Source organism: Poseidonocella sedimentorum (genome assembly GCF_900116005.1).
GTDB classification, from domain to species: Bacteria; Pseudomonadota; Alphaproteobacteria; order Rhodobacterales; family Rhodobacteraceae; genus Poseidonocella; species Poseidonocella sedimentorum.
Genome location: NZ_FOYI01000001.1, coordinates 541,765 through 555,184 on the forward strand (window position 1 = coordinate 541,765; position 13,420 = coordinate 555,184).

Consider the following 13,420-nt stretch of genomic DNA (forward strand, 5'->3'; position numbering starts at 1 on the left):
GCGCTTTCTTATTGAGCCCCGTAGGGGCGGGGGTGGTAGGTGAAACCGGTGAAATCGGCGGGGCTGGCCCGGCCGGTAATGTCGAAGGCGGCCATGCCGACGAAGGCCCCGGTGAAGGAGCCATGCTCGCCGCGCCCGCTCTCGTCGGAGATGACCGAGGCATCGAGCGCAGGCCCGAAGGGCCGCCAGTCGCCGCCATGCTCTGCCACGTGGAATTGCTGCACCGCGCCCGCGACGTCAACCGCAAGCCGGACCGGGCCGTCTTCGAGCTCAAGCGGCTCGGCAGGGAAACTCAGCGGCGCGTCGGGCCAGACCCCGGGGCAGGAGAGCAGCATGAGGCAACGCCCGTGTTCCCTGGTTCGGCTCACGGCGGCAAAGTGGAACTTGTGGCGGTTGTAGTAGGTCGTGAGCCCGGCGGCCTGTTGGTAGCTGTCCGGGGCGAAGTTCTGGAGCGTGGTTTCGGCGCGGTAGCTCAGGTGTTCCTGCCGCCGGGCGACGAGCGATTGCTCGAACCACGAGCCGATGCTTTCGCGCCCGAAGAGGCGCACGGCGCTCCCGGTGAGGGCAAAGAGGCGCTCGGGCTGCGGGGTGCGGAGCCATTGGAATTCGGGCGGCAGCTCAGGCCCGGTGAAGTCACGGTGGAGGATCACCGGCGCCTTGGGCTCGGCGGGCGAGGGGCTCTCGACCTCAACCGCCGGCACCTGTCCGCCCTGCGCCAGATAGAGCCAGCCATCCGCGCCCCAGACACATTTCTGGATCGCCGTCTCACGGCCCAGCGGCGAGAACCGGCCGGGCAGGGGGCGCGCGCAGAGATGGGTGTGATAGGTCTCGCCCTCTGGTGTCTCGACGATCTGCCCGTGGCCCGCGCGTTGGAGCGGCGCCTCCGGCGCATTGCGCGCGGTGATCAGATGCGTGTCAGGGTGCAGCTCATAGGGGCCGGCGATGTCGCGCGAACGGGCCATGGTCACAGCGTGGTCATAGCCAGTACCGCCCTCGGCGACGGTGAGATAATACCAGCCCCCGCGCTTGTGCAGATGCGGCCCCTCGGCGAGGCCGAGCGGGCTGCCCTCGAAGATGCAGCGGACATCCCCGGTGAGCCCCGTTTCGGGCGACCATTCCTGCAGCAGGATGCCGTCAAAGGCCGGGTTCGTCGGGTGTCCGCCGATCGAGTCCGACAGGTGCTTCCAGCGCAGGTTGAGAAACCACTTCCGCCCGTCGTCATCATGAAACAGCGAGGGGTCGAAGCCGGAGGAATTGACATAGGTCGGCTCGCTCCACGGCCCCTCGATGCTGGGCGCGGTGACGATGTAATTATGCGCGTCCTTGAAGTTGCCATCGAGCCGTTTGACGTCGGTGTAAACCAGCCAGAAGAGCCCATCCGCATGGCTCAGACAAGGCGCCCAGACGCCGCAACTGTCGGGGTTTCCGCGCATGTCCAGCTGGCTGGCGCGGCTGAGCGGGCGGGCGCAGAGCTCCCATTTGACCAGATCGTCCGAGCGGTGGATCTGGACGCCCGGATACCACTCGAAGGTCGAGGTCGCGATGTAATAGGTCTCGCCCGCCCGGCAGATCGACGGATCGGGGTTGAAGCCGGGCAGGATCGGGTTGCGGATCATCGCGCGCCTCAGGCCAGAAGCGCCCGCGCGGCGTCGGGGCCCAGGGGGGCGGGCCGCTCGCAGCGGGTGGTGAGGGTCTGGAACGTGCCGGTCTCGCCCGAGGCGAGGATGGCCGTCATCACATCGACCACGTGAAGCGCGAAGTCGAGCCCGCAGCGATGCGGCCGGTCTTCAAGGATCGCCAGCGCCATGTCGGCGAGCCCCGCCGTCCGGTAATTCGCGTTCTCGCCATCGTTGGGGATGGAGAAGGGATGCGACCAGTCCGCCGGGATCTCGGCGGGCTCATTGCGGTTGGTGACGCGCAGATCACCGCCGAAGAAATTCGGATCGGGGACGTGCAATGTCCCCTCCTGCCCGTAGAGCTCCATGTTGGAATGCCCGTGATCCCAGACATCCCAGCTCGCGCAATAGGTGATCTGGGCGCCGGAGTGGAACTGGAGGATGGCGTGGATCGTGGTCGGGGTCTCGACCTTGATCTTCTCGCCGTGGCGCGGCTCCGAGGTGATGGTGCGGTACTCCGAGCCCGAGGAGGCCATGGCGCAGACCCGCGCGACCGGGCCGAGAAGCTGGACGAGGTTGGAGATGTAATAGGGACCGAGATCGAGGATCGGCCCGCCGCCCGCCTGAAAGAAGAAGTCGGGGTTGGGGTGCCACATCTCCATCCCGGGGGATTGCACGAAACAGGTCCCCGAGGTGATCTTGCCGACCGCGCCCTCATCGACCAGCCGCCGCGCGAGTTGATGCGCTCCGCCGAGGAAGGTGTCCGGGGCCGAGCCCACGCGGCGCCCCTTTGCGGCGGCCAGCTTTGCCAGCTCGGCCCCTTCCGGCGCGCTCAGAACGAAGGGCTTTTCGGAGTAGACATGTTTGCCCGCCTCCAGCACCTGTCTGGAAACCGCGAAATGCGCCATCGGCACCGTGAGGTTGACGACGATGTCGATATCGTCCGACGCCAGCAGCCCCTCTACCGTCTCGGCGCGCAGGCCAAACTCGGCGGCGCGGGCCTCTGCAGCGGCGGGGCTCATGTCGGCGCAGGCGCGCATCTCCAGCCCGCGAAAGAGCGGCGCGAGTTTCATGTAGGCCGCCGAGATATTGCCGCAACCGATGATGCCGATGCCAAGTGTCTCTGTCATGTCGCGGGCCTCAGAATGCGCGGAAGGCTTCGATCGAACGCGATGCGAAGCGGTTGAAATCATTGGGGTTGTCATGCTCCAGAACGAAGAGGGAGACATCTGCGGCGCGCAGATCGGCGGCGAGGGAAGGCCAGTCCATCACGCCGTGGCCCACATCCGCCCAGCCGTCTTCGCCCGCGTTCTCGCCTTGAGGCGCGATGTCCTTGACATGGGCCGCGGTGATGCGGGGCCCGAACCGGGAGATCCAGTCGCGAGGATCCTGCCCGCCGCGCAGGATCCAGGCGATATCGGCCTCCCAATCGATTTGCGGCGCCTCGTCGAGGATCACCTGCATCGGGATCGTGCCGCCCTCAAGCGGGGTGAATTCGAAGTCATGGTTGTGCCAGCCAAAACGCAGCCCGGCCTCGGAGACGCGCGCGCCCATCTCGGCGAGCCTTTGCGCGAACGCGCGCCAGCCGTCAGCCGTCCCGGGCCGCTCGGACGCGTCAAGATAGGGCGCGAAGAGGCGGGTAACGCCGAGGGTGCGGGCGGTGTCCATCGCCCAGTCGAAGCGGGTTTCGAGATCGCCGATCCCGAAATGGGCCGAAGGCATCGAAAGCCCCGCGGCATCCAGCGCCGCGCGGGTTGCGCCGGCGTCCTCGTAATTCGCGCCGAACCCTTCGACCTGGGTGTAGCCGAGCTCGGCGAGGCGGGTGAAGACGCTGTCCCAGGGGGTGAAATTTCGCGCGGAGTAGAGTTGGAAAGAGAGGGTCATCGGGTGTGGCCTTTTGCGGGTGGTGAGGTCAGAGGCGAAGCTCGGTCTTGGCGTCGAAGAGGGCGGCGCGCGCGAGATCGAGGCCGATGTCGAGCTGATCGCCCGGGGCGACGGCGGCCTGGCCATCCATGCGCAGGCGCAGGGGCAGACCGGCCACGCGGGCCCAGACGAGCGTGTCCGATCCCATCGGCTCGACCATTTCCACCGTCGCGCCCATCGCCACGGGGGCGGTCTTTGCCATCGGGCCGGTGAGCACATGCTCGGGCCGGATGCCGAGCGTGACGGGCCGTCCGCCGGGCTGGGCGCTGTCGAACGGGTAGGCGGCGAGCGGGACGCGGAAGTCGCCGCTCTCGAAAACCTGCGCGTCTTGCGTCAGGTGCCCCTCATAGAAGTTCATCGAGGGCGAGCCGATGAAATCGGCCACGTAGCGGTTGGCGGGGCGGTTGTAGATCTCGCCGGGGCTCGCAAGCTGCATGATCCTGCCGCCGCGCATGATGGCGATGCGGTCGGCGAGGGTCATGGCCTCGATCTGGTCGTGGGTGACGTAGATCATGGTGTTGCCGAGCCGGTCATGGAGCCGTTTGAGTTCGACCCGCAGATCTGCGCGCAGCTTGGCGTCGAGGTTCGAGAGCGGCTCGTCGAAGAGGAAGACATCCACATGCCGCACAAGCGCCCGCCCGATGGCCACCCGCTGGCGCTGCCCGCCGGACAGGGCGGCGGGTTTGCGGTCCAGCAGCGGCTCGATCTGGAGGATCTCCGCCGCTTCCTTCACCCGGCGCGCGATCTCGGCTTTGGGCACGCGCGCGTTGCGGAGCCCGAAGCTGAGATTGCCGCGCACCGTCATCTGCGGGTAGAGCGCGTAGGACTGGAACACCATGCCGATGCCCCGCGCCGACGGCTCTTCCCACGTCACGTTGCGCCCGTTGATGTGGATCTGGCCCGCGTTGATCTCGAGCAGCCCGGCGATGCAGTTGAGCAGGGTCGACTTGCCGCAGCCCGAGGAGCCCAGCAGGACGAGGAACTCGCCCGCGCCGATGTCGAGGTTGAGGTCCTTGAGCACCTCCACGGCGCCGAAGCTGAGATCGAGGTTGCGGATGGAAACGGATGTCTGGTCAGCCATGGTCAGCCTTTCACCGCGCCGGCCGCAATGCCGCGCACAAAGAGTTTGCCGGAGACGAAATAGATGATCAGCGGGACAAGCCCGGTGAGCAGGGTCGCGGCCATGTTGACGTTGTATTCCTTCACCCCCTGCACCGAGTTGACGATGTTGTTGAGTTGGACCGTCATTGGGTAGGTGTCGGGTTTGGTGTAGACCACGCCGAAGAGGAAATCGTTCCAGATCCCAGTGACTTGCAGGATCATCGCCACGACGAAGATCGGCAGGGACATGGGCAGCATGATGCGGAAATAGATCCCCCAGAACCCCGCCCCATCGACCCGCGCGGCCTTGAAGAGCTCTTCGGGCAGCGAGGTGAAGTAGTTGCGGAAGAGCAGGGTCAGGATCGGCATCCCGAAGATGGTATGGACGAGCACGAGGCCGGTCAGCGTCGTGTAGAGACCCATTTCGCGCAGGAGGATCACGATCGGCCAGATCATCACCTGATAGGGGATGAAGGCGCCGAAGATGAGGATGGTGAAGAACAGATCCGCGCCGCGGAAGCGCCAGTTGGCGAGCGCGTAGCCATTCACCGAGGCCACCGCGATCGACAGGATCACCGAGGGGATCGTGATCCGCACCGAGTTCCAGAAGCCGCGCGAGAGCCCGTCGCAATTGAGCCCGGTGCAGGCCGAGGACCAGGCCTTGATCCAAGGCTCGAAGGTGATGTCCACGGGCGGCGAGAAGATGTTGCCGAGCCGGATTTCGGGCATCCCCTTGAGGGAGGTGACGACCATAACATAGAGCGGCAGCAGGTAGTAGACCGAGACCAGCAGCAGCGTGCCGTAGATGAAAATGTTGGCCCGCGAGAAGCGATTTTTCGGGCGCGGGCCAGCGGGGCCAGAGAGTGCGAGATCAGCCACGTTTCTTGCTCCCGAATTCGAGGTAGGCCCAGGGGATCAGGACGATCAGCACGGTGACGAGCATCATCGTCGAGCCGGCGAGCGCCTGGCCGAGATTGCGGCGGCCGAACATGAAATCGTAGACGTATTTCGCGGGCACCTCCGAGGCGATGCCGGGCCCGCCCGAGGTCTGGGCGACGACGAGGTCATAGACCTTGATGATGCCGGAGGCGATGATCACCAGCGTGGTGATGAAGACCGGTTTCATCATCGGGATGACGATGAAGATATAGGTCTTCCAGGCCGGGATTCCGTCCACGCGTGAGGCCTTCCAGACCTCCCCGTCGATGCCGCGCAGCCCCGCGAGCATGAGCACCATGATCAGCCCCGTGCCCTGCCAGAGCCCGGCGATCAGCACGCCGTAGATGACCGTGTCGGCGTTGCTCAGCGGGTTGAAGGCAAAATTCTCGAAGCCCAGATCCTGCACCACTTTCTGGATCCCGAAATTCGGGTTGAGGATCCACTGCCAGACGAGACCGGTGACGATGAACGACAGTGCGAAGGGATAGAGCAGGATCGTCCGGAAGGTGTTTTCGAAGCGGATCTTTTGGTCCAGCAGGGCGGCGAGAACGAAGCCGATTACCAGCGAAAAGACCATCGAACAGAGCCCGTAGATCGCAAGGTTCTCGATCGAGACGAGCCAGCGGTTGGTGCTCCAGAGCCGCTCGTACTGGTCGAAGCCGACGAACTCGAGCTTGGGGATCGAGCGCGTCTTGGTGAAGGAATAGACGATGCTCCAGACCGTACAGCCCACGAAGATGACCAGGGCGGTCAGCACCATGGGAATCGAGGCGACCTTGGCGGTCATGTTGCGGGTCAGCCGGCGGGGCGGGCGCGCAGGGCGCCGGCCACCGGGCACGCTGTCGGTGCTGCTCACGCGACGTGCTCCTTGTTGCTGCTCTGGGGTTCGGGTCGGTCGAGCCGCCAGCCCCGGGGTGGGGGGCTGGCGGTGTGGCGGCGCTTATTCGGCGCGCGCCATGATATCGATGAACCGCTCGTGGGCGTCCTCGGCGGTGATCGAATGATCGAACCAGAACTCCACCCAGAGGTCTTCGAGCTGCCCTTCTGTGTCGGGGTCGTTCATCTGCTCTCCGTCGGGCATGATGTTGCCCGCCTTGAGGATCTCCAGACCCTTCTTCATGCAGTCGTTCGCGGCCTCCAGATCGACGTCGTTGCGCACCGGCAGCGAGCCTTTCTTGAGATTGAACGCGACCTGAACCTCCGGCGAGATCAGCAGCGCCGCAAGCTCCTTCTGGGCCGCGGTCACCTCCGGGTCATCGTTGACGGGGAAGTAGAAACTGTCGCCGCCCGTCGAGAGCACGTCGAAGAAGCCAAGACCGGGCAGGCAGTCGTAGTCCTGCCCCGCGACCTCGCCCGCGACGGAGAACTCGCCCTGCGCCCAGTCGCCCATGATCTGCGCGCCGGCCTGGTCGGTGATGACCATGTTGGTCGCCTGGTTCCAGTCCTGCACGGTGCTGCCGGCCGCGAGAGTGCGGGCCTCGGCAAAGGCTTCGATGATGCGGCGCATTTCGTCGCCCTCGATCGCCGCCATGTCCCGGTCGCGGTAGACGCTGAGCCAGTGATCGACCCCGCCGAGCCCGACCTGCAGCACGCCAAAGGCGCCCGACGATTGCCAGGACTGCTGGCCCATGGCGAGCGGGATCTTGCCCGCCGCTTCCAGCGCCGGCGCGGCGGCGACGAATTCATCCCAGTTGGTGGGCGGCTCGACGCCGGCATCCTCGAACGCCTTGCGCGAGGTCCACATCCACTGCCAGGAGTGGATGTTCACCACCACGCAGTAATACTTGCCGTCGAACTTGCAGTTCTCGAAGAGCCCCGGCGCGGATTCCACGTCGAGGATACCGCTCGCCTCCACCACGTCGGTGATGTCGAGCATCAGCCCCTCGTCGACCATCTCTTCGGAATCGCGCCCGGTGTTCATCATCGTGGCGCCCATCGGCTCGCCGCCCAGGATCCGGTTCGAGATCACCGGGTTGGCCGCGCCGGAGCCGCCGGCGATCGCGCCATCGACCCAGGTGTGATCGGTCTTTTCGTTGAAGGCCTTGGCGAATTCGGCCACCGCCGCGGCCTCGCCGCCCGATGTCCACCAATGGGTCACCTCGATCTCGGCGCCATGGGCCATCCCCCCGACGACAAGCGCCGTGGATGTCGCAAGAAGCTTGCGAAGTCGTGTCATGATATCCTCCCGTGGGGCCATCATTGGGACCCCGATTGAATGCGAACGGGTCTCCTCAAACCCGCGTTGTAATCGTTTACATTATTCGGTGGGCTTCTGGCTCCACTCTTCTGTTTGACGCGCTGCACCCTTGCGCGCCGTATCTGTAAACGTTTACATTTCTAGGCTCACGATGTGAATCGAGTCAAGACACAAGGCATCGCCGCCATCAGCTTGGGTTGGGAGACGAGGGTTGGAAGGTAAGAAAAACGCGTCAATTCGGGATGTTGCGCGGGTTGCCGGGGTCTCCACTGCGACGGTGAGCCGGGCGCTGAGCAACCCCGATATCCTCTCCGAGCGCACCCGCGAGAGCGTGATCGCGGCGATCCGCGAGACCGGCTACCGGGTGAATCGCGCGGCCCGAAACCTGCGCACGCGCCGGGCGGGGGCGGTGCTTGTGCTGGTGCCCAATCTTGGCAATCCGTTCTTTTCGCACATCCTCGCCGCCATCAGCGCCCGGTTTCAAAACAGCGGCTATTCGGTGCTCATCACCGACAGCCGCGATCCGGCCGCGGCGGGGCACGACTACCTCGATTATTTCATGGACGGGCGGATCGACGGGATGATCTGTCTCGACGGCGGGCTCGATCCGGGTGTCCTCGCGCGGTTCCGCGCCAGCCAGTTCGCCGATCGGATCGTCTTTGCCTGTGAATGGAGCCCCGAGCCAAGCTTTGCCTCCGTGCGCAGTGACAACCGCGCGGGCGCGGCGCTGGCGGTGCGCCATTTGCACGGGCTCGGCCACCGCCGGATTGCCCACGTCAAGGGACCGGCCGACAACGTGCTGACCGAGGCGCGGCGGGCGGGAATGGCGGCGGAATGCGCGGCCCTCGGGCTCGATTTGCCGCCCGAATGGATCATCGCGGGGGAGTTCTCGCTGGAGGCCGGGCGGGCCGCGGCTGCGGCGCTTCTGGAGCTGCCGAACCGGCCGAGCGCGGTGTTCTGCGCCTCCGACATGGTGGCCTTCGGGCTCATCTCCGAGCTGACCGAACGGGGGCTGCGCGTGCCCGAGGACATGTCCGTCATGGGGTTTGACGATGTGGAGATCGCCGCCTACTGCCAGCCGCCCCTGACCACGATCCGGCAGGACCGGCGCCAGCTTGGCCTGCGCGCCGCCGAGCTCCTGCAAGAGCGGCTGGATCGCGCGGGCGCGCCGTCTGATGCCCCCGGGGAGATCGCGCTCGTCGGCACGGAGCTCGTCGTGCGGCGCAGCACCGCCGCGCCCCGCTGATCGGCCTGGGCGCCGCCAACGCGCCTTGACATTCATCAAGGAACCCGGCTCGTTGCGGCCCTAAAGAGACCGGGCCGGACGGGACCGGCCGAGGGAAGGAGACCAGCGCATGAGCCAAGACCGCCAGACCGTCGAGCGGGTGATCGAACGTCTTCATGAGGTCTACGGCGACCGGGTGCAGAGCGGCGCCGCCATCTGCGAGCAGCACGCGCACACCACGAGCTGGGTCCCCCCCCAGCCGCCCGATGCGGTGGTCTTTCCCCACAGCGCCGAGGAGATCTCGCATATCGTCAAGACCTGCGCCGCCGAGGGTGTGCCGGTTGTACCTTTCGGCGCGGGCACCTCGCTTGAGGGGCAGGTGAACGCCGCGCGGGGCGGGATCTCGATCGACCTGGGCCAGATGAACGCGGTCGTGTCGATCAATGCCGAGGACATGGATTGCGTGGTCCAGCCCGGCGTCACGCGCAAGCAGCTCAACACCGAACTGCGCGATCAGGGCCTCTTCTTTCCGATCGACCCGGGCGCCGACGCCTCGCTCGGCGGGATGGCCTCGACCCGCGCCAGCGGCACCAACGCGGTGCGCTATGGGACGATGCGCGACAATATCCTGTCGCTGGAGGCGGTCATGCCGAATGGCGAGATCATCCGGACCGGCGCGCGGGCGCGCAAATCCTCCGCCGGCTACGATCTCGCGCGGCTCCTGATCGGGGCGGAGGGCACGCTGGGCATCATCACCGAGCTGACGCTGCGGCTGCACGGCATCCCCGAGGCGGTCGCCTCTGCGACATGCGCCTTTCCGACCGTGGGCGCCGCCTGCGACGCGGTGATCGCGACGATCCTCATGGGGGTGCCGGTGGCGCGAATCGAGCTGCTGGATGCGGATCTTGTCCGGGCGGTCAACGCCTATTCCAAGCTCTCGCTCGCCGAGACGCCGATGCTCTTTCTCGAATTCCACGGCTCCGAGCAAGGCGTCGCCGAACAGACCGCCACCTTCGCCGAGATCGCCGCCGATTGCGGCGGAACCGATTTTCAGGAGGCCACCAGCCCCGAGGCGCGCAGCGCGCTCTGGCAGGCGCGGCACGATGCCTATTGGGCGGCGATAGCGCTTCGGCCCGGGGCGGTCGGGTTCTCCACGGATGTCTGCGTGCCGATCTCGCGGCTGGCCGAGGCGGTCACGGCGGCGCAGGAGAAGGCCGGGTCCCTGGGGCTGGTCGCGCCCATCGTCGGCCATGTGGGGGACGGGAATTTCCACACCCTGCCGCTGATCGACATGAACGACGAGGACGAGCGCGCTCGGGCGCGGGAGTACGTGAGCTGGCTCAACGAGCTGGCGATCTCGCTCGATGGGACCTGCACCGGCGAACACGGGATCGGGCAGGGCAAGATGCCCTACCTGCGCAAGGAGCTCGGGCACGCGGTCGATGTGATGGCGGCGATCAAGGTCGCGATCGACCCGGGCAACATCATGAACCCGGGCAAGATCTTCGATATCTGAGCCTCAGACCGAGACGGCCGCGAGCAGCGCGCTCTTGTCCAGCGCGCCCTTGCGGCCCTCCATCTTCACCGCGCCGCGCTCCAACACGTAAAAGCAATCTGCGATCTCGTAGGCGAAGCTGAAATACTGCTCCACGAGGATGATCGCCATGTCGCCCCGGTCGCGCAGATAGGCGATGACGCGGCCGATCTGCTGGATGATGTTGGGCTGGATACCCTCTGTCGGCTCGTCGAGCAGGAGCACCTTGGGCTTGGTGATCATCGCCCGCGCGATGGCGAGCTGTTGCTGCTGACCGCCCGAGAGATCGCCGCCGCGGCGGGGCAGGAAATCCTTGAGGATCGGGAAGAGCTCGAAGATCTCTTCGGGGATCCGGTGCTCGGATTTCGGCAGGCAGGCATAGGCCGTCTCGAGGTTTTCCTGCACCGTGAGGAAGGGGAAGATGTCGCGGCCCTGCGGCACGTAGCCGATGCCCTTTTGCGCCAGCGCATGGGCGGGGGCGCGGGCGATGGTCTCGCCATCGAGCGTGTAGGTCCCGCCCGAGCGGGGGTGCGTGCCCGAGAGGGCCTTCAGGAGCGAGGTCTTGCCGACGCCGTTGGTGCCCATGACACAGGTGATCTCGCCCGCCTGCGCGGTGAGGTCGATGCCGTGGAGGATCTGGCTGCCGCCATAGTGCAGGGTCAGGTTTTCGGTGCTCAGCATGTCTAGCGCCCCAGATAAACGTCGATGACGTCTTGGTTTTTGGTCACGTGGTCGAGCGAGCCTTCGGCGAGGACCGAGCCCTCGTGCAGCACGGTGACCTTGCAGTCGAGCCGCCGGACGAACTCCATGTCATGCTCGACCACCACCACCGCGCGGGTCTTGGCGGCCTCTTTCAGCAGGTCCGTGGTGTGTTCGCGCTCGGCCGGGGTCATGCCCGCGGCGGGCTCATCGACGAGCAGCAGCTTGGGCTCCTGCGCGAGCAGCATCCCGATCTCCAGCCATTGTTTCTGCCCGTGGCTGAGCTCACCCGCCTTGCGCGGCAGGGCGGCGGCGAGGCCGATGTCGGCGGCGAGCGTCTCGATGCGCGCGCGGTCCGCGTCGGTCAGCCGGTAGAACAGCGCGGCGACGGGTCCGCGCTTGTTGCGCAGCGCCATCATCAGGTTGTCGAAGACGCTCTGATCCTCGAAGACGGTGGGCCGCTGGAACTTGCGCCCGATGCCCGCCTGCGCGATGGCGCTTTCGCTCATCTTCAGCAGCGAGACCGATTTGTCACCATAGATCACGCGCCCCTCGTCGGGCCGGGTCTTGCCGGTCACGATGTCCATGAAGGTGGTCTTGCCGGCGCCGTTGGGGCCGATCACAGCGCGCAGCTCCTGCGCGCCGATCTGGAACGACAGGTTGTTGATCGCCTTGAACCCGTCGAAGGTCTTGGAGACGCCGGAAACTTCGAGAAGCGTGCTCATGCGGGGGGCTCCGGGGTTGTGCGGGGAAGGGAGGGCAGCGCCCGGCCGCGGGCGGGGGAGAAGCCCCCGCCCATGGGGGCGGTCGGGGGCTGCCCGGCGTGCCGCCGGGCGGAACGCTCAACCGTGTGCGCACAGGTCGGGCGCGGCACGGGGCTGGTCGCCCCTCGCCAATCTATGAAGCCGTGCGCCAAGACCATCATTCCTTGCTCGCCTCATCTTCGCGGAAGCTGCCCTGATCGGGGCCGAGGTCCGCGCCGTGGCGGTCGGGCGCGCGGCGTTCGGTGATCAAGTCCACCAGCCCGCCGATGCCCTTGGGCGCGAAGAGCGTGACCAGCACGAAGGAGAGCCCGAGCAGGACCGTCCACCAGTCGACCCATTTGATCGTGTAGACACCGAGGTTCACATCCGGGGCCTGCCCGCCGGTGAACCATGTGGAGACGAGGCTGACGAACCCGGCGCCGATCACCGCGCCGTAGAGCCGGCCGCGCCCGCCGATGGCGACCCAGACCGCGAGGTAGATCGACGCGATGGGCGCGATTTCGGCCGGGTTGATGATGCCCGCCTGCGGGTAGTAGAGCGCGCCGGCGATGCCCGCGATGACGGCCGTGAGCGTGAAGATGAAGAGCTTGTAGCCCTCCACCGAGTAGCCGAGGAAGCGCACGCGCGCCTCGTCGTCGCGGATGCCGCGGATGACATTGCCGAACTTGCCCGAGACGACCCAGTTGGCCAGCAGATAGCCAAGCGCGAGGGCCAGAGCCGAGGCCCAGAAGAACCACAGCGAGAGCGTCGCCTGCGGCACGTCATCGAGGCCGGGGAGGTTCTGGAGGCCGGAAAGACCGTTGTTGCCGCGCAGCCCGCTTTCGTTCTGGAAGAGGTAGAGCGAGAGGGCGAGGGTCATGGCTTGGGTGAGGATCGACAGGTACACCCCGGTGACGCGGCTGCGGAAGGCGAGCCAGCCGAAGACCAGCGCAAGCAGGCCCGGGACCACCACAACCGCCGCGAGTTGCAGCGGCAGGGAATGCGCCAGCGCCCAGATCGGCGGGAATTCGGACGCACCCACGACGCCAAAGATCTGGACGGCAATCGCGTCGCTCACCTCCTGCGGGGTGGGGGGCAGCACGGCGCCCGCGAGGCTCTCCTCGACGATGAGCCGGGTGCGCTCGTACATGAGCCACATGCCGATCGCATAGCCGCCGATCCCGAAGAAGGCGAAATGCCCGAGGCTCAGGATCCCGCAATAGCCCCAGACCAGATCCATCGCGATCGCCACGAGGCAGAGGCAGAGCGTCTTGCCCAGCGTCTTGACGAAGGAGGTCGAGATTGCGCCGGTGCCCATCCCGTCGGACAGGAGCGTGACGACGAGGGTCAGGATGCCAAGGGCCGCGAGGAAGATCAGCACCGAGGGCTTGTCCACCAGCATGAAGCGCGGACGGCGGGGGGCGAGGGTTGCGTCGCTCATGG

General features: G+C 66.5%; 12 protein-coding genes. 2 read left to right on the plus strand and 10 right to left on the minus strand.

Annotated features, from left to right (window positions below; all coding sequences use genetic code 11):
• Positions 1 to 8: 8 nt before the first annotated feature.
• The 7 genes from BM353_RS02545 to BM353_RS02575 all read right to left on the minus strand — a co-directional run bounded on the left by BM353_RS02545 (position 9) and on the right by BM353_RS02575 (position 7,755).
• Positions 9 to 1,616 (minus strand): glycoside hydrolase family 43 protein, encoded by a 1,608-nt coding sequence (locus BM353_RS02545; RefSeq protein WP_092076267.1) that lies wholly within the window; start codon positions 1,614 to 1,616, stop codon positions 9 to 11.
• 8 nt (positions 1,617 to 1,624) lie between these two features.
• Positions 1,625 to 2,746 (minus strand): Gfo/Idh/MocA family protein, encoded by a 1,122-nt coding sequence (locus BM353_RS02550; protein WP_092076269.1) that lies wholly within the window; start codon positions 2,744 to 2,746, stop codon positions 1,625 to 1,627.
• Positions 2,747 to 2,756: 10 nt separating this feature from the next.
• Entirely contained in the window at positions 2,757 to 3,500 is a 744-nt protein-coding gene (locus BM353_RS02555) for a sugar phosphate isomerase/epimerase family protein (RefSeq protein ID WP_092076272.1), read from the minus strand.
• Positions 3,501 to 3,528: 28 nt separating this feature from the next.
• Entirely contained in the window at positions 3,529 to 4,620 is a 1,092-nt protein-coding gene (locus BM353_RS02560; protein WP_092076274.1) for an ABC transporter ATP-binding protein, read from the minus strand.
• A gap of 2 nt (positions 4,621 to 4,622) precedes the next feature.
• On the minus strand, positions 4,623 to 5,519 hold the full coding sequence (locus tag BM353_RS02565; RefSeq protein ID WP_092076276.1) for a carbohydrate ABC transporter permease: 897 nt from the start codon (positions 5,517 to 5,519) through the stop codon (positions 4,623 to 4,625).
• Positions 5,512 to 6,366 carry a carbohydrate ABC transporter permease gene (locus BM353_RS02570; RefSeq protein WP_092076489.1) on the minus strand — a complete coding sequence of 285 codons (855 nt, stop codon included), beginning with the start codon at positions 6,364 to 6,366 and terminating at the stop codon, positions 5,512 to 5,514. The genes BM353_RS02565 and BM353_RS02570 overlap by 8 nt, the downstream gene beginning before the upstream one ends.
• A gap of 153 nt (positions 6,367 to 6,519) precedes the next feature.
• Entirely contained in the window at positions 6,520 to 7,755 is a 1,236-nt protein-coding gene (locus tag BM353_RS02575) for an ABC transporter substrate-binding protein (protein ID WP_092076491.1), read from the minus strand.
• 232 nt (positions 7,756 to 7,987) lie between these two features.
• Here BM353_RS02575 and BM353_RS02580 point away from each other — a divergent pair, with 232 nt between their 5' ends.
• Together BM353_RS02580 and BM353_RS02585 are read left to right on the plus strand one after the other, a co-directional pair.
• On the plus strand, positions 7,988 to 9,022 hold the full coding sequence (locus BM353_RS02580) for a LacI family DNA-binding transcriptional regulator (protein ID WP_092076278.1): 1,035 nt from the start codon (positions 7,988 to 7,990) through the stop codon (positions 9,020 to 9,022).
• Between the two features lie 109 nt (positions 9,023 to 9,131).
• Positions 9,132 to 10,517: an FAD-binding oxidoreductase gene (locus BM353_RS02585; RefSeq protein ID WP_092076280.1), complete on the plus strand. Its 1,386-nt coding sequence runs from the start codon at positions 9,132 to 9,134 to the stop codon at positions 10,515 to 10,517.
• 3 nt (positions 10,518 to 10,520) lie between these two features.
• Here the strand turns inward: BM353_RS02585 and urtE are convergent, their stop codons facing one another.
• The 3 genes from urtE to urtC form a co-directional block, all read right to left on the minus strand.
• The gene (urtE, locus tag BM353_RS02590) at positions 10,521 to 11,216 is read right to left on the minus strand and encodes an urea ABC transporter ATP-binding subunit UrtE (protein ID WP_092076282.1); all 696 of its coding nucleotides are present in this window, start codon (positions 11,214 to 11,216) and stop codon (positions 10,521 to 10,523) included.
• A 2-nt stretch (positions 11,217 to 11,218) separates the two neighbouring features.
• Complete coding sequence (gene urtD / locus BM353_RS02595; RefSeq protein WP_092076284.1) at positions 11,219 to 11,959, minus strand: urea ABC transporter ATP-binding protein UrtD; 741 nt, start codon at positions 11,957 to 11,959, stop codon at positions 11,219 to 11,221.
• A gap of 196 nt (positions 11,960 to 12,155) precedes the next feature.
• On the minus strand, positions 12,156 to 13,418 hold the full coding sequence (urtC, locus tag BM353_RS02600; RefSeq protein WP_092076286.1) for an urea ABC transporter permease subunit UrtC: 1,263 nt from the start codon (positions 13,416 to 13,418) through the stop codon (positions 12,156 to 12,158).
• Positions 13,419 to 13,420: the final 2 nt, after the last annotated feature.

Coding starts and splice junctions, on each gene's coding strand:
- BM353_RS02545 (WP_092076267.1), bottom strand. CDS start 1,616: ATGATCCGCAACCCGATCCTGCCCGGCTTCAACCCCGATCCGTCGATC.
- BM353_RS02550 (WP_092076269.1), bottom strand. CDS start 2,746: ATGACAGAGACACTTGGCATCGGCATCATCGGTTGCGGCAATATCTCG.
- BM353_RS02555 (WP_092076272.1), bottom strand. CDS start 3,500: ATGACCCTCTCTTTCCAACTCTACTCCGCGCGAAATTTCACCCCCTGG.
- BM353_RS02560 (WP_092076274.1), bottom strand. CDS start 4,620: ATGGCTGACCAGACATCCGTTTCCATCCGCAACCTCGATCTCAGCTTC.
- BM353_RS02570 (WP_092076489.1), bottom strand. CDS start 6,366: ATGACCGCCAAGGTCGCCTCGATTCCCATGGTGCTGACCGCCCTGGTC.
- BM353_RS02575 (WP_092076491.1), bottom strand. CDS start 7,755: ATGACACGACTTCGCAAGCTTCTTGCGACATCCACGGCGCTTGTCGTC.
- BM353_RS02585 (WP_092076280.1), top strand. CDS start 9,132: ATGAGCCAAGACCGCCAGACCGTCGAGCGGGTGATCGAACGTCTTCAT.
- urtE (WP_092076282.1), bottom strand. CDS start 11,216: ATGCTGAGCACCGAAAACCTGACCCTGCACTATGGCGGCAGCCAGATC.
- urtD (WP_092076284.1), bottom strand. CDS start 11,959: ATGAGCACGCTTCTCGAAGTTTCCGGCGTCTCCAAGACCTTCGACGGG.
- urtC (WP_092076286.1), bottom strand. CDS start 13,418: ATGAGCGACGCAACCCTCGCCCCCCGCCGTCCGCGCTTCATGCTGGTG.